Consider the following 19,906-nt stretch of genomic DNA (forward strand, 5'->3'; position numbering starts at 1 on the left):
ACTCGAACTCTGGGAACGCGGAGGGCGGGAATCCCCGGACGGGGCTCCCGAGGGCGGCGGCCGTCAGGCGGCGCGGATCGTGGCGAGGAAGCTCCTGACCTCGCGGTCGAGGGTGGCGGCCTGCCCGGTCAGGTCGGAGGCGGAGGCGAGGACCTGGGCGGCGGCCGCGCCGGTCTCGTCGGCCGCGCTCGCCACCCCGGCGATGTTGGCGGAGACCTCCCCGGTGCCGATGGCCGCCTGGCCGACGTTGCGCACGATCTCCCGCGTCGCCGCGCCCTGCTCCTCGACCGCGGCCGCGATGGCGGTGGCGACCGCGTTCATCTCGCGGATGCGGGCCGAGATGCCGCCGATCGCGCCGACCGCCTGCGCCGTCGCGGCCTGGATCGCGCCGATCTGGCGCTCGATCTCGCTGGTGGCCCGCGCCGTCTGGCCGGCGAGTTCCTTGACCTCGGTGGCCACCACCGCGAAGCCGCGCCCCGCCTTCCCGGCGCGCGCCGCCTCGATCGTCGCGTTCAGCGCCAGCAGGTTCGTCTGATCCGCGATCGTCGAGATCAGGGCCACGACCTCCCCGATGCGGGCAGCGGTCTCGGCGAGGTTCTGCACGAGCGTGTTCGTCGCGTCCGCCTCCGTGACGGCGGAGGCGGCGAGTTGCGACGAGCCGTCGACCTGCCGGCCGATCTCCGCCACCGACGCGCCGAGCTCCTCGGCGGCCGCCGCCACGGTAGCGACGTTCGATCCGGCCTGCTCCGCCGCGGCGGCGACCGTCGCGGATTGGGCGGCCGTCTCGCTCGCCGCGCCCGTCATGCCCGTCGCGGTGCGTTGCAGCTGGCCCGCCGAGCCGGAGACCGTGCCGACGATCCCGCCGACGGCCTGCTCGAACCGGTCGGCGAGGTCACGCATCACCGCCTTGCGCTGCGTCTCGGCATCGGCGCGGGCGTGCGCCGTCTCCTCTTCGAGCTGACGGGTGCGGATCAGGTTGTCCTTGAACACCTGAACGGCCGCGGCCATCGCTCCGATCTCGTCCCGGCGACGCGCACCGGGGATCGCCCCTCCCGTGTCCCCCTCCGCGAGGACGCGCATGGCGTCCGTGATGCTGGTGATCGGCCGGGCGATCCAGAAGAAGCACAGGGCGGCGGCACCGAGGGCGAGCCCGCTCGCCAGGATCAGGCTCGCGAGGCTCACGCGCCCGGAGCGCGTCGCGCTCGCGACGCCGCCCGCCAATTCCTGCACGGCCCCCCGGCGGTTGATCTCGACGAGCTTGTCGAGGAGATCGCCGGACGTGTCGTAGGACTTGCGCGCCTCGGGATCGACGAGGAGGCCCAGGGCTCGGGCGGAATCCCCGCGCTCGGCGGCCGCCCGGATCGGCGCCGTGACGGCGACGTAGTGCGCCCAGAACGTCGAGAAGGTCTCGTAGGTCGCCCGCTCCTCCGGCGAGGCGATCATCGGTTCGTAGGCCTTTCGCGCATCGGCCAGAAGGGTGAGCTGCCGGCCCAGGAGATCGGCCGCCTCCGACAGCGAGCGGGCATCGGCCTCGAGTGTCGCCAGACGGTATTGCCGCAGCCGATAGCTCGACGTGATGGTGTTCATGCGGTGGACGATGTCGACGGAAGGCAGCCAGTTCGTCGCGATCTCATCGAGGTGCCCGCGCATCTTCACGGTTTCCTGAACGATGAACAGTCCCTGCGCCGCCGCCATCAAGGCCATCGCGCCGAAGAGCGACATCAAGACGGACTTGATCGACAACCTCATCGCTCTGTCCAATCAGTCATCATCAATAAAAAGCTATTCTCTCCTCAAGATGTAGATAGTTTCGATTAATTGCCCATTTCAAAGCAGTGAAGACGCCCCGTTCGACCAAAAGCATTTCGCGCCAAAAAGAACGCCGCCCGGATCCAGCCCGGACGGCGTCGCATGTTTTTGCTCACGATGGTCCGAGCAGGCCCGGCCCGGCGCGCGGTGCGCCGTCCGGAGCGTGCGGGGCTAGTCGACCTCGGGCTCGATCTTGTCGAGGCCGCCGATATGGCGCTGCGCGTAGAGCGGCAGGCCGATCTGCTTGATCAGTTCAAGCTGCGTCTCGAGGAAGTCGATATGGCCCTCCTCGTCGGTGGCGAGATCCTCGAACAGGATCTTCGAGACCCGATCGTTGATCGAGTCGCAGTACTTCGCCGCCTCCAGGTAGAGCGACCGCGCCTCGTTCTCCGCGGCGAGGTCGCACTCGATGATCTCCTGGACGTTCTGCCCGATCCGCAGCGGGTCGAGTTCCTGGAGATTGGGGAAGCCTTCGAGGAAGAGGATGCGGTCGACGAAGCGATCCGCGTGATTCATCTCCTCGATCGATTCCTTGCGCCAGTACTTGGCCAGCTCGACATAGCCCCAATCGTTGAGCATGCGAAAATGGAGCCAGTACTGGCTGACCGCCGTCAGCTCGCTACGCAACCCGCGATTGAGGTACTCGATGACCTTAGCGTCGCCCTTCATCCGCCTGTCTCCCTGAGGCACTTGTCAGCCGGGAGGGGCGGTCCTGCGCGTGTCAGGCGGCGATCCCCTCCTCTGCTGTTTGGACCTTGACCAAAGAGCAGGCGCTTGCGCAAGCGGGCGAACAGGAATGTGCGGCCTCATCAAGGGCCTTCTGCATGATCGAGCGGATCGTGCGGGCGCAGCGCCCGCATTTCGGGCTGCATCCGAGGCAGGCATAGACCTGCGCGGGCGTCCGCGGGCAGCCCGGACCCGGGCCGAGGCAGGACCGCACGGCACCATCGGACAGGACGTTGCAGGAACAGACGATCATTCGGGACCGCGACTCGGGATGCGGAACGGGCCGCAAGGTGACGGACGGCCGTGCGGGCAGACCGCCCGACCGGTGGATCGGAAGGTGCCGCGAACCCGGGAAATCGAAAATCCGAGTTGCGGCACCGCTTTGACCGCTAGATTAGAACTGTTGAAATCTACAGCACTTTCAATGAGTTAGCCTGTTTCTCCCCACTTGGCAGCGCCGCTTGCCGCCGTCAAGCCCTGGCTCTCCACTCCCGCGTCGTCTGCGTCCGAATGTGACAGCGCGGCCCCGCGGCTCAGGGGCGGCCCACACCCTCGTAGCCGTCCCGTCGCCAATCTGGTATATGGAATGCCAATAAACGGAGGGCGCCCGCATGACCATCCTGTTCCACCATCCCGCCGCTCTCGAGCACCGGACGCCGCACGGCCACCCGGAGCGCCCCGAGCGGATGCGCGCGGTGCAGAAGGCGCTTGAGGCGGAGGCCTTCGCCGGGCTCGACCGTCGCGCGCCCGAGCCGGCCTCCCTCGGCACGGTGGCCCTCGCCCATCCCGAGGCCTGGGTGCAGGCGATCGTGGCGGCGGCGCCGACGGAGGGGCTCGTCAGCATCGATTCCGACACCGTCCTGTCGCCGGGCACGATGGAGTGCGTGCTGCGGGGCGTGGGCGCGGGTGTGCAGGGCGTCGACGCGGTGATGACGGGGGCGGCCAAGAACGTCTTCTCGGCGATGCGCCCGCCCGGCCACCATGCGGAGAAGACCCGGGCCATGGGGTTCTGCGTCTTCAACAACGCGGCGATCGCGGCGCGCCACGCGCGCAGCGCGCACGGGGCCGAGCGCGTGGCCATCGTCGACTGGGACGTCCACCACGGCAACGGCAGCCAGGACATCTTCTGGGACGATCCCTCGGTGCTGTTCTGTTCGAGCCACCAGATGCCGCTCTATCCCGGCAGCGGCGCCCTCTCCGAGGAGGGCGAGCACGGCACCATCGTGAACGCGCCGCTCCGCCCCGGCTCCGACGGCGAGACCTTCCGCGAGGCCTTCGAGAGCCGCATCCTGCCGCGCCTCAAGGCGTTCCGGCCGGACCTGATCATCGTCTCGGCGGGCTTCGACGCGCATTGGCGCGACCCGCTGGCGAACCTGATGCTGGAGGCGGACGATTTCGCCTGGGCGACTCGGCAGGTGCTGGAGGAGGCCGAGCGCTCGTGCCAGGGCCGCGTCGTCTCCCTGCTGGAGGGCGGCTACGACCTGACCGGGCTCGCCGATTCCGTCGCCGCGCACGTGCAGGTGCTGATGGAGGCCTGAGCCTCCCCAACCCCCCTCATTCCGCCGCCCGCGCCGCCGCCCGCGGGAGCGCGGCCAGCGGCGGCTCGGGCGGCTCGAATCCGAGCACCTGGTCGGCATGGGCGATCGTGGCGGGGCGGTGGGCGACGATGACCCGCGTCATGGCGAGGTCGCGCAACGCCGCGGCGATCGCGGCCTCCGTCGGCTCGTCGAGATGGCTCGTCGCCTCGTCCAGGAACAGGATGTCGGGCCGCCGGTAGAGGGCGCGGGCGAGGATCACCCGCTGCTTCTGACCGCCCGACAGCGTCGAGCCCATGTCGCCGACGAGCGTCTCGAAGCCCATCGGCGTGCGGCGGATGTCGGCGAGGATCGCGGCCCGGGCGGCGCATTCCTCGATCCAGCCCTGGTCCGGCCGCTCGTCGAAGCAGGAGATGTTCTCGGCGATCGAGCCGGCGAACAGCCCGTCGTTCTGCATCACGCCCGCGATCCGGCGGCGGTAGGCGGCGGGGCCGATCGTGCGGATGTCGCGCCCGTCGACCGCGACGCTGCCCTCGGTCGCCACGAGCAGACCCATCATGATCTTCATCATGGTGGTCTTGCCGCAGCCGGAGGGGCCGGTGATGGCGAAGCTCGATCCCGCCGGCACCTCGAAGCCGAGGCCGCGGAAGATCCAGGGCTCGTCGGCGCCGTAGCGGAGCGCGAGGCCGCGCACGGCGATGGCGCCCGCCCGCGAGCCGCCGAGGGCGGGGGCGGCCACCTCCGGCGGGGCCGCGCCGGGCTGCTCCTCGGGCTCGGCGAGCACGATGTCGGAGAGCCGGTCCGTCTGCACGTCGAGCATGCGCAGCTTGAAGCCCGACTCGATGAGGTTGCCGACCCGCTGCGAGAACTGGTCCCGGTAGGTCAGGAAGGCGACGAGCATGCCGAGCGTCATCGACTGCTCGATCACGGCCCGGGCGCCGAGCACCAGCAGGATCAGCCGGTCGGCGCCGAAGAGCAGCTCGTTCGCCCGGCCGAAGACGAGGTCGAGGCGCTGCAGGCGCAGCCTTGCATTCAGCGCCGTGACGAACTGGTTCATCCAGGTGCTGCGGCGGCGCTCGCGCAGGCCGAGCAGCTTCACGCTCGCCATGCCCCGCACCGTCTCGATGAAATGCGTCTGCTGGCGCGCCTCGGCGACGATCGCCTCCTCGGTGCCCTCCCGGTAGGCGGCGAAGGCCGCCGCCCTGAGCGCCGTCGACAGCGCCGTCGAGACGAGGGCGACGAGGGCGAGCCAGCCCCCGTAGACGACGAGCATGATCAGCATGCCGATCGACATGATCCCGTCGAGCACCGCCTGGACGAGGTCGGTGGTGAGCCCCTTCTGGATCGACGCGAGAGAGCCGAAGCGGGAGATCACGTCGCCCACGTGCCGCTTCTCGAAATAGTCGAGGGGCAGGCGCGAGAGGTGGTCGAACAGGCTGCCCGACCATTGGTAGTTCAGCGTCGAGCCCGCCAGCATGATCGCCCAGGTGCGGGCGACCGCCAGCGCCAGCTGGACGAGGAGCAGGAGCACGACGCCGATCGCGACCACGAGCAGGAGGTCGAGATCGGCGTTCACGATCACCTCGTCGATCACGATCTGCGAGGCGATCGGCATCAGGATCGCGACGAGCTCGATCCCGAGCGACAGGGCGAGGATCCGCGCGAGCGCCCCGCGCACGCCGCCGATGCTGCGGAACAGGTCCGCGAGGCGGAAGGCCGGCGGCGGCTCGGCGCGCACGAACCCCTGCGCCGGGCTCGCCTCGAGGGCGACGCCCGTGAACTCGCGCGAGGCCTCCGCCAGGGTCAGGCTGCGGCGCCCGCGGGCGGGATCGTGCACGACGATGCCCCTGCCCCGCACCTCGGCCAGGACCACGAAATGGTTGAGGCCCCAGTGCAGGATGCAGGGCAGCTTGAGGCGCCCGAGATCGGCGAGCTCGACGCGCAGGGCCCGCGTCGAGAGCCCCATCGTGCCGGCGAGGTCGATGAGGTTGCGCAGGGTCATGCCCTTGAGCGAGAGGGCGTGGCGGCGGCGCAGCGCCCCGAGATCGATCGCGTGCCCGTGGTGGCCGAGCACCATGGCGAGGCAGGCCATGCCGCACTCGGCCGCCTCCGCCTGCAGGACCACGGGCAGGCGCCGGCCGAAGCCGAACTGGAGGGCGTCGCGCAGGGCCACGCCTCAGCCGCCCTCGGTGACGAGATCGACGCTGCGCTTGACCCGGTAGAGCGGGTCGAGGAGCCAGCGGTAGAGCGGGCGCTTCTCCAGCGCGATGTCCGCCTCGACGCGCATACCCGCCTCGAGCCGCCGCCGCTCGCCATAGGCCATCACGCCGTCCTCCTCGGGCCGCACCACCACCCGGTAGATGCCGCCCGCCTTCCGCACGCCCGAGGTCTCGGGCACGTCGCCCCCTTCGAGGGGGGCGCGGGTCACCTCCGTCACCACGCCGCGGTAGAGGCCGAAGCGCTGGAACGGGAAGGCGGCGTAGCGCAGCATCACCGCCGCGCCCGTCTCGATGAAGCCGATCGAGGCGGAATCGACGTAGAGGTTCGCCTGCAGCCGCCCCTCGCTCGGCAGGAGGGTGAGCAGCGTGGCGCCCGCGCCGACGCTCTGGCCGGCCTGGGCGCGGATCGAGGTGAGGATCCCGGCCTCGGGCGCCCGCACCTCGATCGCCCGGCGCGCCTCGCTCTCGGCCCGCTGCTGCTCCAGCTGGGCGGCGCTGCGGTCCATGTCGGCGAGGTCGCGGGCGAGGCGGTCGTCGAAGGTGGCGCGCTGGGACCTGAGGTCGGCGATCCGGCCGGTGAGCTGCAGGCTCGTCTGCCTGAACTGGGCGAGCTGCGTGCTCGCCTGCATGTAGAGGTAGTTCTGGCTCTGCAGGTCGGCGGCGCGGGCGAGCCCGTTCGTGACCGCCTTGGCGAGAACGTCGACGCGCTCGCGCAGCGGCTGGACGAGCTTCTCCTGCAGGTCGATCTGTTCGGAGAGCTGGCGCGCCTGCGCCTCCAGGTTCTCGATCTGCTCGGAGAGCGCGCGCTTCTCGGTCTCGGCGGTGGAGGCGCGCAAGGAGCGCTGCTTCTCGACGCTCTCCTTCTGGCGGCCGAGCTCGTCGATGACCCGGGTCTGGGTCGGGCCGCGCGCGGAGACCGCGTCGAGATCGATCGTGTAGAGGAGCTGGCCCCGCTCGACCCGGCCGCCCTCGCGGCCGCCCGCGGCGCTGACCCGGCCCGCGACGGGGCTCGTCAGCGTGATCAGGCCGACATTCGGCGTGAGCAGGCCCTGCGCGTGGACGCGGCGGGTGTAGGTGCCGAGCGCGGCGTAGGCGAGCGCAGCGAGGACGAGGGCGAGGCAGATCCCGGTCGCGAGGCGCAGGGGCAGCGGCTGGACGAGCTGGGCTTCGCCGAGCCAGGCATCGCGCCGGGCCGCGGCGACCTCGCGGCGAAAGAGCGGCGACGTCATCGGCGCCCTTTTGGCCGGACCGCACAGGAGAGATCAAGGGGGTTTTCGTCCGCACCGTACCGATCCCGCCGCGGATGGCGGCGGGCCGGAATGCTGCAGTGCACCATGGCGCGCCGAGGAGCAGGAACCGGCCGGGGGCAGCCGCTCTCGGTACGGAACGGGACAAAATTCCCGGCTTCCAGGCATTTGCGGGCGATGCCTGAGCCGATGCGTGACCGTTTGAACGCTCGCCCGCCGCACCGCGCGGTCGCCTCTGCGTCATCCGACCGCAGCCAGCGGAATTTCGGCCGCCCTCCCCGAGCCTTGCCGGAAATCGGACGACAATGCGGCCGCGCCACGATGTCGCCACAGAGCGGGCGGCCGGGCCGCGCACCGCCTCGGAAAGCAGCGTTTCGCGAGTGGGATAGCGCGGCCCGGCCGGGGATCGGCCGGTGCCGGAATTTTGGATGCCACTTCGTCGATGTTGCTCTGCACAATCGAGCCGGGTTGATGATCAACGCCAGTCATGCTCCCCTAATTGAGGAGGCGTTGCTTAGAGCGCTTCTCTGGAGGCTAGGAGATGTTCTAGCCAATAGCCTGTAATCTAGGAGAACATTTATGTCGCAGAACTTCGATACCATCCGTGAGCTCGACGCCGCGGAGCTGGATGAGGTCGGCGGTGGTCTGGACGTCGGCCTCGGCGTGGGCCTGCACGTCGATGCCAGCCAGGAACTCGGCGCGGTCTCGGGTGTGGTCGATCAGGTCGGCGGCTTGGCGGGCGGACTTCTCGGCACGGTCGGCGGGCTGCTCGGCGGCGTCACCGGCAGCGTCGGCATCAACAAGTAGGCGAACGCGGCCTCGGGCGGCGGGGGAAACCCCGCCGCACCGTCGCGGCCCCACGATCTCCGGAACGGGACGGTCACGGCCCCGTTACTCAAGCCTCCTCGGCACCGGCTCGGAGGCTGCCCGTGTTCCACGCCGACATCCCGAAGCTCGAATGGCTGGCCCGGTTCGGCTACGGCGCCCGCGGCATCGTCTACTGCCTCGTCGGCGGCCTCGCGGCGCTCGCCGCGATCGGCTCGGGCGGTCAGACGGGCGGCAGCCGCAGCGCCCTGCGCAGCCTGCTCGCGCAGCCCTTCGGGCAGGCGTGGCTCGGCCTCGTGGCGGCGGGCCTTGCCGGCTTCGCGATCTGGCGGATCGTCGAGGCGGCGACCGATGCGGACCGGCACGGCGGGTCGGCCAAGGGCCTCGCGATCCGCGCAGGCCACGTAATCAGCGGCGTCGTCTACGGGGGGCTCGCGCTCTCGGCCGCGCGGCTGGCGCTCGGGACCGGCGGCGGTGGCGGCGACCGGGCGACCCAGGACTGGACCGCGTGGCTCCTCGCCAAGCCCTTCGGGCAGGTGCTCGCCGGCCTCGTCGGAGCGGTCGTGATCGGGGTCGGGCTCGCCTACCTGCGCAAGGGCTGGAAGGGGGACGTGCTCCGCCGCCTCGTCCTGCCCCGGGAGGTCCATCGCTGGGCCGTGCCGATCGGGCGCCTGGGCTTTGCCGCGCGCGGCCTCGTCTTCGCGCTGATCGGCGCCTTCCTCATCCTCGCCGCCGTCCACAGCCGCTCGTCGGAGGCCAAGGGTCTCGGCGAGGCGCTGCAGTTCCTGGGCCGCCAGCCCTTCGGCTGGGTGCTGCTCGCGGTGACCGCCGCGGGCCTGTTCGCATTCGGCGTGTTCGGCCTCGTCCAGGCCCGCTACCGGCACATCGACGCGCCGGACGCCGCCGACGCCAAGGCGGCCCTGCGCAGCGCCGCCGCCTCGCTGCCGGGGCGCTGAGGGAAGCGGGTCCGAATCGACGGTGCACAAGGGTGGCGCGGCCGGGCGCGGGACTTTGCGGAACCTCGCCGCCGTGCTCCTCTCCCTTGACCAAAACGGTCGAGAGGAGACGATCATGCGCGCCGTGTCCGTTGCTATCCTGGTTCTGGCCCTGGCCGCGCCCGCGATGGCGGCCGAGAGCAGCTGCAAGGCCCGGGCGACCGAGAAGAAGCTCGCAGGCGCCGCGCTCACGAGCTTCATGAAAAAGTGCGAGAGCGACGCGCAGACGACCTGCGACACGGCCGCCGGCGACAAGAAGCTCGCGGGCGCCGCCAAGGCGAGCTTCACGAAGAAGTGCGTCACCGACGCGGTCGGGACCTGAGCGGGGGGCGGCTACCCGTCCGTGATCACCCGGTCGAGGGCGATGTCGTGCGGCTGCGGGCGGATCGTCTCGAGCCGCCCGATGGCGAAGCCGACGCCGATCGTCCGCGGCCGGGGCGTCATCGCGGCGATGGTCCGGTCGTAGAAGCCGCCGCCATAGCCGAGGCGGTAGCCGTGGCCGTCGAAGCCGACGAGGGGCACGACGAGGAGCTCGGGCTGGACGGGATCGCCCGCCTCCGGGGTCGGGATGTTCCAGATGCCCTGGGTCATCAGGCTGCCCGGCGTCCATTCCCGGAAGGCCAGCGGCTCGCCCTTGGCCACGATCACGGGCAGCGCGAGGCGGGCGCCCTGCTCGCGCAGGGCGGCCATCACCCCGCGCGGGTCGTACTCCCCCCGGAAAGGCCAGTAGAAACCGATCAGCCCGCGCCCGGTCGCCTGCACCGCCTGGGCGAGGGCGAGGTCGATCCGGCGGCTCGCCGAAAGACGCATCTCGGCCTCCAGCGCGATCCGCTGCGCGATCAGCGCGGAGCGCGTCTCCTTGCGCCACGCGCGGACCGTCGGCCAGTCGGCCTCCGCGCCGGGCGCCGGGGGTGCCTCGGCCGGGGCCTCGAGGCCGGGCCTGGAATCCTCGGACAATTCACCCATCACGCCACTCCCATCCGCCAATCGGCCCTTCGGTACGGCCCGCCGGGGCCGGGTTCGCTGCGCCCATCACTGGCCGCCGAAGGCCCGCAGCGGGCGGCCGGCCTCCGACCGGTGGGCCATCGCGACGGTGCCGGCGGCCGCATCGATCGCCGCGAGTCGGGGACCCACCGCGGCGTGGAGGGACATCTCGCTTCGGTCGAGGACGAGGTTCACCCGCTCGCACCACTCGGCTCCGGGCACGTGGGACGCCTCGGCCTCGCGGACGGCCTCGGCCAGCACGAGCCGCATCTCGGCCAGGAGTTGCGGCGTGAGGGGCGGCCGCGTCTTGGCGGCGTAGGCCTCGGCGATGATCGCGGCCCATTCGTCCGCCGACCGTGTCCGTTGCGCGCTCATGGCGGGCCACCTCGCTGGCGTCAGTCGGGCGCGACGCTCGGCTCCGGCCCGCAGGACGGGCCGGGCCGCGACGGTAGCATGTCCGCGATGCGGGCGAAGCGGGAATCTGCGGGCCGCCTCGCCTCGGCCTTCCCTTTGCCGCGAGCCCTGTCGGCGAGCGTACGCAGCGTGGAACCGTGTGGACCCGCGGGAAGTCGTCTTCCGCCTCCTACGGAAACGGGGCAGTTTGTTCGGGCTCCGTCGGGAGGACGCACGGCATGAGGCGGCACAGAACCGGCCCGCGACGGTCGATCCTCGCCCTGGCGCTCTGGGCGGGCACCCTCGCCGCCCCGGCACGGGCCGAGATCCGCGTGCTGGCGGCCAAGATCACGGGCGGCGAGCTCTGGGTGCTCGGCTCGGTCGATCCGGTCGAGGCCGAGATCACCCTCGACGAGCGCTTCTCCGCCCGCACCGACCGGGGCGGCAATTTCGAGTTTCGCCTCGCCTATCACCCGGCGACCTGCATCGTGACCCTGCGGGCGCGAAACCAGGAGCGCGCCGCGGTGGTGGGCGAGTGCGGTCAGCAGGGCCCCGCCGGGCCGAGCGGCACGGCCGGGCCGCCGGGCAGCGCCGGGCTGACCGGTCCCGCCGGGCCACCCGGACCGACAGGATCGCCGGGTCCCGCCGGTCAGCAGGCCGCCCGGACGGAGGCCGCGGGGCCGCCCGGACCCCCTGGGCCACCCGGACCTGCGGGGCCGCCCGGGCCTGCCGGCGCGCAAGGTCTCCCAGGGCCTGCGGGGGCTGCCGGGCCTGAGGGTCCGGCCGGGCCCGAGGGCGCCCTCGGGCCGGCGGGCCTGCCCGGCGAGCGGGGCGAGCCCGGCGCGGCCGGCCTTCAGGGACCGCCCGGCCCACCCGGGGCGCAAGGTCCGCCGGGGGCGCAGGGTTCGCCCGGCGAGCGAGGCGAGCCCGGCGCGGCTGGCCTCCAGGGACCGTCGGGCCCACCCGGCGCGCAAGGTCCGCCCGGGGCGCAGGGTCAGCGCGGCGAGCCGGGCGAGGCCGGACCCGCCGGAGCGCCCGGAAAGGCCGGCGCGCGCGGGCCGGTAGGCCCGCCCGGGCCGCAGGGTGCGCGCGGCCCCGCTGCCGCCCGGAGCGCTCCGAACCTCGCCCGGCCCCGCCAGCGGGAGGCGCCCGACGAGCCCCTCCCCCTGCGGCCGCCGGCCGCGACCCCGGAGCAACCGTACTGATCTCCGGCCTCCGCCCCGGTGCGTCCTCGCGCCGGACTTGCTCCCGGGGGCGGGGGCGCATCCTACTCGGCTTGCGGGCGATCGCCCGGGCCGGATGACGGCCGCGGCGAGGGCCGCGGCGACCTAGGGGGGACCGAGCCGTGCAGACACGCGTGACACCGTTCCGGCCCCGGCGCGCGGGCCGCCTCATTCTGCTCGCCCTCGGCGCCTGCCTCTCGGCCGCGCCTGCGCGCGCGATCGACGGGGGCGCCTCGGCGAGCCGCGGGGATGCCCTCGCCCAGGCCACCGTCGGCATCGACACCGTCACCCGCCCCGACGACCGCTACCGCCTGACGCGCTGCTCGGGTGTGCTGATCGCCGCCGACCTCGTTCTCACGGCGGCCCATTGCCTGAACGGCGATCCGGTCGGGGCGATCGTGGTGTTCTACCGGGGCAGCCAGGCGGTGAGCCCCGTCTACACGGCGCGCACAATCGCCCGCTACAGCCCGGATCCGGGCGACCTCTCGGCCGAGGCGGCCGGCATCACCCTCGCCGACCTGTCCCTCGACCTCGCGGTGCTGCGGCTGTCGGCGCCCGTGCGCGACCGCGCCCCCGTTCCCCTCGCCTCGAGCCCGCGGCGGGTGCCGGCCGCCCTGCGGATGGCGGGGGTCGGCCTGTCGCAGCGCGGGGTCGGGCGGCTGCGCACGGCCCGGCTGGTGCCCCTCGCCGCCTCCAGCACGGGGCTCACGATCGCGCGGGCCGAGGGCGCCCGGGTCTGCCTCGGGGATTCGGGCGGCCCCGTGGTGGGGCAGGACCGGCGCGGGCTCTTCGTCTGGGGGGTCGCGAGCGCCGTGATCACGGCGCGGGCGCCCTGCGGCAACCTCGTCGTGGTGGCGCCGGCCGCGCAGGTCTTCGGCGAGCGGGCGCCGGGCCGGCTCGCCCGCTCGTTGGAGTGATCAGCTCGCCCCCTCGAAGCGCCCGCTGTCGCCGTAGGGCCAGGCGAGGCCCCGCTTCGCGTAGAATTCCTGGGCGGCCCGCGGATCGCAGAGGAACGAGACGGTGCCCACGTCGAAGGCGGCGAACCGGTCGGGCCGGCTGCCGCCGACCGAATGCTTCACGCCCGGGTTCGCGGCGGATTGGTAATCGTCCTGCGCGCCGTGCTGGAAGCGCGACTTGAGGCCGGCATTGACCTTGCGCAGGAGCGACGTCGCCTCGGGCGTCAGGGCGCTGCGCTTGTTCGTCGGGTCCGTCCCGGAGAAGAAGACCTTCTCGTAGCTGCCGGGCTCCACGATCCGGTAGACGCACATCAGGTCGTAATCGGACACCTGGATGCGCCCGTCCGGGCGGCGGACCAGCCCGTCCTCACCCGATTTCAGGCCCTCGTATGTGATCCCGGTCTCCATCGTCTTCGGCTGGTACTTGCCGTGATGGAAGCGCGCCGGCCGCTTGGGGCAGCGGATGACGACGAGCAACCCCTCGTTGATCGTGAAGATGCGCAGGTGCTCGATGTCCTGCGGGCTCATGCCGGACAGTCGAGAGAAGTGGATGTCGCTGTCGCTGACGCCTTCGAGGGCGGCGCTGCCCTCGAACTCCGCGACTTTCCTGAGGGACATCGTCATCGTCGCGTCTCCGGCCTGACTCGGCCGCCGCGCGCCTGCTTGCGGCTATGCGGCCAAGCTGCATCAAAGCCCACGGACACGCGTCACGCAAGGTTCAGCCCAGCAGATAACCAGATGAGATGAGAGCCGGGCGCCGCGAATACCCTATTGGCGCCTGGCGTCCCGCCGCCGCACCGTCCCACTCCGCCCCAGGGCTGACTGAGGCGGCGGCACGACCTGTTAAGCCTGTGCGCAGCGGGACGCGGCCCGCGCCGCCGCCTTAACCGCCTCTGAAGGGCTGGTCGCGCCTAATCGGCCGGACGAAGCGATGGAGAGCGGCCTTGCTGCCCGGGGTGGTGGTGCTCGTGAGCGATCAGCCCGGCCGCAGCGCGCTGCTGGCCGAGGCCCTTCGCGGCGTCGGGACCTGCGAGGTGGTCGGCCTCGATGTCGACTGGTCGACCCGCGCCGCGGCCATCGCCGTCGTCGCGGATGTCGACGCCGCGCGCCCGGCCGCGATGCAGTGCCTCCTCGCCCTGCAGACGCAAGCCTGGGCCGGGACGGCGCCGCTCGTGTGCATCTCGCAGCGGACCTCCGACAAGGCGCTGCGGCAGGCCCGCGTCCTCGGCGCGAGCGCGTGCCTGCCCTTCTACGCCGAGCCCCACATCGTCGTCACCGCGCTCCTCAATCTCCTCAACCCGAACGAGGGCGCGCTCAACGCCACGATCCGCCAATGCGCCGAGCGGGCCGGCGCGGCCCTGACCAGCCTGTTCAACACCGCGAGCCATGACGGGCGCGTCGACCTCCAGGCCATCGACAGCTGCGTCGATCCCCTGCTCCTGGCGCTGAGCGACGGCGGGCTCGCCCGCTGGCTCAACACCATCCGCGCCCACGACAACGCCACCTACCAGCATTCCCTCGTGGTGGCGGGCCTCGCCGCGCAATTCGCGACGCATATCGGCTTCCCGGAGGCGCAGCGGCAGCGCCTCGTGCGGGCGGCGCTCGTGCACGATGTGGGCAAGGCGCGCATCCCCCGCGCGCTGCTCCTGAAGCGCGGCACGCTCGATGCCGACGAGGCCGCCGTGATGCGCACCCACACGGTCCTCGGCTACGAGATCCTGCGGGCGAGCCGCCACGCCGACCCGGCCATGCTCGACGCCGTGCGCCACCACCACGAGATGCTCGACGGCAGCGGCTATCCCGACGGGATCAGCGGCGACGCGATCAGCGACGTCGTGCGCTTCCTCACCGTCTGCGACATCTACGCGGCGCTGACCGAGCGGCGCTCCTACAAGCCGGCGCTCCCGTCCGACGAGGCGATGACCATCCTGCAGGGCATGCAGGGGCGCATCGAGCCCCGCTTCGTCCAGGCCTTCGGCCAGGCCGTGGCCCGGGCGGCCTGAGCGGGATCCCGCCTCATCCCGGCTGGCCGATCGCGGATGTCGCCGCCCGCACCCGCTCGACGATCTCGGCCGCGATCGCCTCGGGCGACCCGATGAAGTCGATCGGGCCGTCGTGGCGGATCGCGTTCTCGGGCATGCCCCGCTCGGCCTCGGGCCGCGGCGTCAGCACCATCGTCACGCCGCCCGCCGCGTGGATGGCCGCGAGCCCCCGCGCGCCGTCGTCGAGCGCCCCCGACAGGACGACGCCGATGAAGCGCCCGGGCGCGTGGGCGGCGATCGACCGGAACAGGGCGTCGATGGTGCGGTTCCGGTGGAGGTTGCCGGGATCGGCGAGGAGCGCGCAGGCCCCCTGCGCCGCCAGGGCGAGGTGGGCGTCCGGCTCCCCGACATAGCCGTGCCCGCTGAGCAGGCGCTCGCCATCCTGCGCGAGGTGGATCGGCAGCGGCGAGTGCCGGTTCAGGATCTCTTGCAGGTGGCTCATCCGGTCGAAGGGGCGGTGCAGGCAGATCAGCACCGCGGCCGGCAGGCCGCGCGGCAGGCAGGCGAGCACGCGCTGGATGTCGTCGAGGCCCTGCGGCCCCGACGCGCCGAGGGCGACGTAGAAATCCGGGGCGCTCCCCGGCTCGGAGGCGGGCGCGGGCATGGGTTCAGCATGCCGCGCGCGGACGCGGAACGCCAGCCCGATCGGGCCGCCGCGCAGGCCCCCGATCCCCGCCCCGCGAGCCTCATGGTGAAGGCATCGTTGCGCCCGGCCCCCGCGAATCGGCGCTCGCGCGGCGCGGGACGGGGTCCTTCGGCACGCTACCGCACCGGGAAGGCGAGATTCCTGTCGATCGTGGGCTCGCCGTGAGCGGTTTTAAGCAATTCGCAAACCCGGCTCACGACAGTCGGTGAGGTTTCGTCAGGACCTCCGCATGCTCGCCCTGAGTTCCGTCGTGCAGGATGTCGAGGGCGCCATCGCGAGTGGCGACCAGGCCAAGCGCATGAGCATGCTGCGCCAGATGACCGGGCTGTTCGCGGCCCAGGCGCCGCGCCTCAGCGAGGATCAGGTCGGCGCCTTCGACGAGGTGATCCTGCGCCTCTCGCGCGACATCGAGACCCGCGCGCGGGCCGAGCTCTCGGCGAGCCTCGCCGACCTCGCCAACGCGCCGCGCCGGGTGGTGCGCAACCTCGCCTACGACCCCGCCGCGGAGGTGGCCGGCCCCGTCCTCGAGCGCTCGGTCCGGCTGGAGGAGAGCGACCTCGTGCAGATCGCGAGCGGCGCCGGGCAGCAGCACCTGATGGCGCTCTCCCGCCGCAGCACCCTGGCCGAGCGGGTGACCGACGTCATCGTGTCCCGCGGCAACGAGCAGGTCGTGCGCAGCGTCGCGGGCAACCAGGGGGCGCGGTTCTCCGAGGGCGGCTTCCGCATCCTGACGAGCCGGGCCGAGCAGGATTCGGAGCTCACGCGGGTGCTGACGCGGCGGGCCGACGTGCCGGAGGCGCAGCGCGCCCAGCTCGTCGCCATCGCCCGCGAGCGCGCCCGCCGGGCGCTGGCGGAGGAATTCGGCGACAACGCCGCGGCGCAGGCGACCCTCTCCATCGCCGCGACGCTCGCGGAGCCGCCCCTCGACCTGACCCCCGCCGAGGTGGCGGTGGCCTGCCACGCCAAGTACGGCCTCGACGAGGGCGCCGTGCAGACCTGGCTGACCTCCGGCGAGACCACCTACGCCCTGGTGGCGCTGGCCCGGCTCGCGGGCGTGCCCTCGGCCATCGCCCTCAACGCGCACGGGGCGCCGACCACCGACCCGCTCCTGTTCCTGGTGCGCTCCGTCCGCTTCGGCTGGAAGACCCTCAAGCTCTTCCTCGCGACGCGGCCCGGCGGCCTGCCGGACGCGGAGGGCCTGCAGAGCGCCTTCCAGGCGTTTCAGGACCTCTCGGTGGCCACCGCGCAGCGCGTCGTGCGCTTCACCGCCGCCCGCGAGAAGCTGGAGCAGCCGAGCGCCGCCTGAGGGCGGCGCCCGAGCCGCCCGCGACCGGGCGAGCCCGCCCGCGACTGGGCAAGCCCGACCGCGACTGGGCGAGGCCGACCGCTACTGGGCGAGGCCGACCTGGACGAGGTTGTCGCTGTAGGTCGGCGAGTGGCCCATGCCGCCGTAGGTCGAGGCGCTGATCACGTTGACGGCCCCGTCGCGGTTCAGCGAGTGCCAGTAGCCGAGCGAGGCCACCACGAGGCCGGGCGGCACGTCCTCGGTCACCTTGGCCTCGCCGTGGAACGTGCCGCGGTCGTTGTACACCCGCACCAGCGCCCCCTCGGTGATGGCCCGCATCCGCGCATCCGCCGGGTTCATCAGGATCGCCTGCCCGCCCTGCGCGCGGATCTTGTGCGCCTCGTTCGCGTATTGCGAGTTGAGGAAGCCGTGGCTCTTCGGCGAGACGATGTTGAGCGGGTAGCGCTCGGCCTGGGCCGGGTTGGTCTCGGGCCGCTCGTTGGCCGGCACGTAGCCGGGCAGCGGGTCGAGGGTCTCGCCGCCCTGCTCCTGCTCGTACATCTGCCGGAAGGGCGGGGCCACGAAATTGCCCGTCGTCGCCGCGGTCTCGGACCAGAACTCGCACTTGCCGGACGGCGTCGGGAAGTTGCCCTCCGCGTGCGGCGTGCGCGTCTCCGGATCGCCGATGTCGAGCCGGTACCAGCCGTGCTCGCGGAAATAATCCATGGTGATGCCGCCGAGCTTGGGGCTGTCCCAGTCGAGGTACCACTCCATCAGCTCGGTCTCGCTCATCCGGAATTGCGGCTCGGTGAAGCCGAAGCGCTGGGCCAGCCGCCGGAACAGCTCGGCATTCGAGACCGTCTCGCCCGGCGGCTCGATCGATTTCTGGTTGAGCGTGAAGAAGAAGTGCCCCCACGAGAACATCATGTCGTCGTGCTCGGCCGCCATGGTGGCGGGCAGCAGGATGTCGGCGTAGCGGGCCGTGTCGGTGACGAAGTGCTCGCTCACCACCGTGAACAGGTCCTCGCGGGCGAGCCCGCGCTTGATCTTGGCCGTCTCGGTCGAGTTCGAGACCGGGTTCGCGTTGTAGACCATCAGGGCGTGGATGCCGGGCTCGATTCCCGCCTCTCCGGTCAGGATCTCGCCGAGCTTGAGCACGTTGAGCGCGCGCGTGCCCTCGGGGATCAGGTCCGGCCGGCAGACCCGGTCCCAATGCACCGGGAATTCCCAGAGCGGCATCTGGTAGACGCCGCCGCCCGGGTCCTTCCACGAGCCGGTCAGCGCCGGCAGCGAGAAGATCGCCCGCAGCGCCTGCGCGCCGCCGGCACTCCGCTCGACCGCGATGCCGGGCCGGAGCGCGGCGTTGCGCGTGGTGGCGTATTCGCGCGCGAGCTGCCGGATGTCGTCGGCGGGAATCCCGCAGATCGCGGCGGCGTATTCGGGGGTGAAGGCCGCGGCCCGCTCCTTGAGCTGGTCGAAGCCGACCGTGTGCCGCGCGATGTAGTCGTCGTCCGTCAGCCCCTCGCTGATGATGACCTGGATCATCGCCATGGCGAGGGCGCCGTCGGTGCCCGGCTTCGGCGCGAGGTGCCAGTCGGCCTCCTTGGCGGTGCGCGAGCGGTAGGGGTCGATCACGACGACCTTCGCCCCGTTGCGCTGGGCCTCCTTGACGATGTGCCAGTGGTGGATGTTCGTCGAGACCGAGTTGCAGCCCCAGATGACGATGTATCGCGACTGGGCGAAGCTCAGCGGGTCGGTGCCGTTCGTCGGCCCGACCGTCAGGAGCCACGCCGTGCAGGAGCCGGAGCCGCAGAAGGTCTTCTCGGCCACCGTCGCGCCGAGGCGGTTGAAGAAGGCGTCGCCGACCGTCAGCCCCTGCACCGTGCCCTCGTTGCCAAGGTAATTGTAGGGCAGGATCGCCTGCGCCCCGTGCGTCGCGATGATGCCGGTCCAGCGCCGGTGGATCTCGTCCAGCGCCTCGCCCCAGCCGATCCGCTCGAAGAGGCCGCTGCCCTTCGGGCCGGCGCGCCGCATCGGGTAGAGGATGCGGTCGGGATTGTAATGGTGCTTGTCGAAATCCTTGACCTTCGCGCAGAGGGCGCCGCGGGTCATCGGGTGGTCGGGATTGCCGCGGACATTGACGAGGCGCCCGGCCTCGACCGTGTAGATCATCGAGCACGTGTCGGGGCAATCGTGCGGGCAGGCCCCGAGCGTCTGGGTGATCTTGGTGGGCTCGGCCTGCGCTTCGAGGCTCGTCTCGACGTCCTGCAGCATGTTTCACTCCCGCAATCCGACGTGGCGTCGTGTTTTATTGTTTTCGCCCGGGCCTGAACGGGGCGCGCACTGGCGCCCGGCCGAACCCTCGGGGTCAGTCTGCACGAAGTTGGAATCGTTGCAACGTGGCCGTGGGCGCGGTGGCCCGTCCCGGGGCGTCCGGCTGGGGATGCCGCCCGCGCGCCGATCCAACGGGCAGGATGGGGGGTTGAGGGAGAGGAGACACGTGGGAGGCGCGGAGATGCCGCTCTTCTATTTCCACCTTCGGACGCCGGACGGGCTGGTCCCGGACGATACGGGGCTCGATCTGGTCGGGATCGAGGCCGCCTATCTCGACGCCTGCCGCTCGATCCCGGCCATGGCGGCCGAGCTGCTGCAGCGGCGGGTCGATCCCTCGCGCCACGCCTTCGAGATCACCGACCGGGGCGGGCAGGTCCTGATGGAGATCCCCTTCACGGAAATTGCCGGGGCGAACCCGGCGCCCGCCCGGCCCGCGGGCGCCGATTGGCGCGCGGCGCAGGCGGGGCAGCAACGGACCGCGGACCTGACGGCCTCCATCCAGGAGACCGAGCGGGCCTTGCTGGCCACCCTGCGCGAGACGCGCGCGCTGCTGGACCGGGCTCGCAAGGTCAGCGACCGGGGCTGCGGGCTCGTGCAGGCGTGACGGCGCGGGGCGGCTGCGCGCCGGGCGACCCGCATCGGCCGGGAAGCGGGTAGGCGGCGGCCGCCGGCGCCGCCCGTGACGGA

At 72.2% G+C, this 19,906-nt stretch carries 19 protein-coding genes; 9 read left to right on the forward strand and 10 right to left on the reverse strand.

The genetic code is table 11. From position 1 onward, the window contains the following. Window positions 1–63 precede the first annotated feature (63 nt). The 3 genes from J2X36_RS16355 to J2X36_RS16365 all read right to left on the reverse strand — a co-directional run bounded on the left by J2X36_RS16355 (window position 64) and on the right by J2X36_RS16365 (window position 2,788). Window positions 64–1,749: a methyl-accepting chemotaxis protein gene (locus J2X36_RS16355; RefSeq protein ID WP_310351571.1), complete on the reverse strand. Its 1,686-nt coding sequence runs from the start codon at window positions 1,747–1,749 to the stop codon at window positions 64–66. 231 nt (window positions 1,750–1,980) lie between these two features. Beyond that, the gene (bfr, locus tag J2X36_RS16360) at window positions 1,981–2,478 is read right to left on the reverse strand and encodes a bacterioferritin (RefSeq protein ID WP_132250552.1); all 498 of its coding nucleotides are present in this window, start codon (window positions 2,476–2,478) and stop codon (window positions 1,981–1,983) included. A 52-nt stretch (window positions 2,479–2,530) separates the two neighbouring features. Then, window positions 2,531–2,788 carry a bacterioferritin-associated ferredoxin gene (locus tag J2X36_RS16365; RefSeq protein WP_132250554.1) on the reverse strand — a complete coding sequence of 86 codons (258 nt, stop codon included), beginning with the start codon at window positions 2,786–2,788 and terminating at the stop codon, window positions 2,531–2,533. 358 nt (window positions 2,789–3,146) lie between these two features. On the opposite strand from J2X36_RS16365, the gene J2X36_RS16370 reads away from it, so the two are divergent. Continuing rightward, window positions 3,147–4,073 (forward strand): histone deacetylase family protein, encoded by a 927-nt coding sequence (locus J2X36_RS16370; protein WP_310351575.1) that lies wholly within the window; start codon window positions 3,147–3,149, stop codon window positions 4,071–4,073. A 16-nt stretch (window positions 4,074–4,089) separates the two neighbouring features. Here the strand turns inward: J2X36_RS16370 and J2X36_RS16375 are convergent, their stop codons facing one another. Both J2X36_RS16375 and J2X36_RS16380 read right to left on the reverse strand, forming a co-directional pair. Then, a complete protein-coding gene (locus J2X36_RS16375; RefSeq protein ID WP_310351577.1) occupies window positions 4,090–6,243 on the reverse strand; it encodes a peptidase domain-containing ABC transporter in 2,154 nt (717 codons plus the stop codon). A 3-nt stretch (window positions 6,244–6,246) separates the two neighbouring features. Then, window positions 6,247–7,518 carry an HlyD family secretion protein gene (locus tag J2X36_RS16380; RefSeq protein ID WP_132250560.1) on the reverse strand — a complete coding sequence of 424 codons (1,272 nt, stop codon included), beginning with the start codon at window positions 7,516–7,518 and terminating at the stop codon, window positions 6,247–6,249. A 597-nt stretch (window positions 7,519–8,115) separates the two neighbouring features. Between J2X36_RS16380 and J2X36_RS16385 the strand changes: the two genes are divergently transcribed. The 3 genes from J2X36_RS16385 to J2X36_RS16395 all read left to right on the forward strand — a co-directional run bounded on the left by J2X36_RS16385 (window position 8,116) and on the right by J2X36_RS16395 (window position 9,678). Beyond that, entirely contained in the window at window positions 8,116–8,343 is a 228-nt protein-coding gene (locus J2X36_RS16385) for a hypothetical protein (protein ID WP_132250562.1), read from the forward strand. Between the two features lie 122 nt (window positions 8,344–8,465). After that, on the forward strand, window positions 8,466–9,317 hold the full coding sequence (locus J2X36_RS16390; protein ID WP_132250564.1) for a DUF1206 domain-containing protein: 852 nt from the start codon (window positions 8,466–8,468) through the stop codon (window positions 9,315–9,317). A gap of 115 nt (window positions 9,318–9,432) precedes the next feature. Next, complete coding sequence (locus J2X36_RS16395; protein WP_310351583.1) at window positions 9,433–9,678, forward strand: PsiF family protein; 246 nt, start codon at window positions 9,433–9,435, stop codon at window positions 9,676–9,678. An 11-nt stretch (window positions 9,679–9,689) separates the two neighbouring features. Here J2X36_RS16395 and J2X36_RS16400 read toward each other — a convergent pair whose 3' ends face one another. Next, on the reverse strand, window positions 9,690–10,322 hold the full coding sequence (locus J2X36_RS16400) for a 5-formyltetrahydrofolate cyclo-ligase (RefSeq protein ID WP_310351586.1): 633 nt from the start codon (window positions 10,320–10,322) through the stop codon (window positions 9,690–9,692). 66 nt (window positions 10,323–10,388) lie between these two features. Next, entirely contained in the window at window positions 10,389–10,715 is a 327-nt protein-coding gene (locus tag J2X36_RS16405; RefSeq protein WP_132250568.1) for a hypothetical protein, read from the reverse strand. A gap of 257 nt (window positions 10,716–10,972) precedes the next feature. Here J2X36_RS16405 and J2X36_RS16410 point away from each other — a divergent pair, with 257 nt between their 5' ends. Then, on the forward strand, window positions 10,973–11,938 hold the full coding sequence (locus J2X36_RS16410) for a hypothetical protein (RefSeq protein WP_310351588.1): 966 nt from the start codon (window positions 10,973–10,975) through the stop codon (window positions 11,936–11,938). A gap of 140 nt (window positions 11,939–12,078) precedes the next feature. Beyond that, window positions 12,079–12,873: a trypsin-like serine protease gene (locus J2X36_RS16415; RefSeq protein WP_310351590.1), complete on the forward strand. Its 795-nt coding sequence runs from the start codon at window positions 12,079–12,081 to the stop codon at window positions 12,871–12,873. On the opposite strand, the gene J2X36_RS16420 is transcribed toward J2X36_RS16415, so the two are convergent. Further along, window positions 12,874–13,536: a hypothetical protein gene (locus tag J2X36_RS16420; RefSeq protein WP_310351592.1), complete on the reverse strand. Its 663-nt coding sequence runs from the start codon at window positions 13,534–13,536 to the stop codon at window positions 12,874–12,876. Between the two features lie 320 nt (window positions 13,537–13,856). Between J2X36_RS16420 and J2X36_RS16425 the strand changes: the two genes are divergently transcribed. Then, window positions 13,857–14,915 (forward strand): HD domain-containing phosphohydrolase, encoded by a 1,059-nt coding sequence (locus J2X36_RS16425; RefSeq protein WP_310351594.1) that lies wholly within the window; start codon window positions 13,857–13,859, stop codon window positions 14,913–14,915. A gap of 13 nt (window positions 14,916–14,928) precedes the next feature. Here J2X36_RS16425 and J2X36_RS16430 read toward each other — a convergent pair whose 3' ends face one another. Then, entirely contained in the window at window positions 14,929–15,558 is a 630-nt protein-coding gene (locus J2X36_RS16430; RefSeq protein ID WP_132251813.1) for a chemotaxis protein CheB, read from the reverse strand. A 271-nt stretch (window positions 15,559–15,829) separates the two neighbouring features. Between J2X36_RS16430 and J2X36_RS16435 the strand changes: the two genes are divergently transcribed. Then, window positions 15,830–16,906 carry a DUF2336 domain-containing protein gene (locus tag J2X36_RS16435; protein WP_310351596.1) on the forward strand — a complete coding sequence of 359 codons (1,077 nt, stop codon included), beginning with the start codon at window positions 15,830–15,832 and terminating at the stop codon, window positions 16,904–16,906. An 81-nt stretch (window positions 16,907–16,987) separates the two neighbouring features. Here the strand turns inward: J2X36_RS16435 and J2X36_RS16440 are convergent, their stop codons facing one another. Then, window positions 16,988–19,159 (reverse strand): molybdopterin-dependent oxidoreductase, encoded by a 2,172-nt coding sequence (locus J2X36_RS16440; protein WP_310351599.1) that lies wholly within the window; start codon window positions 19,157–19,159, stop codon window positions 16,988–16,990. 241 nt (window positions 19,160–19,400) lie between these two features. Here J2X36_RS16440 and J2X36_RS16445 point away from each other — a divergent pair, with 241 nt between their 5' ends. Continuing rightward, window positions 19,401–19,823 carry a DUF6894 family protein gene (locus tag J2X36_RS16445; RefSeq protein ID WP_310351603.1) on the forward strand — a complete coding sequence of 141 codons (423 nt, stop codon included), beginning with the start codon at window positions 19,401–19,403 and terminating at the stop codon, window positions 19,821–19,823. Window positions 19,824–19,906: the final 83 nt, after the last annotated feature.

Source organism: Methylobacterium sp. BE186 (genome assembly GCF_031457035.1).
Classification (GTDB): Bacteria; Pseudomonadota; Alphaproteobacteria; order Rhizobiales; family Beijerinckiaceae; genus Methylobacterium; species Methylobacterium segetis.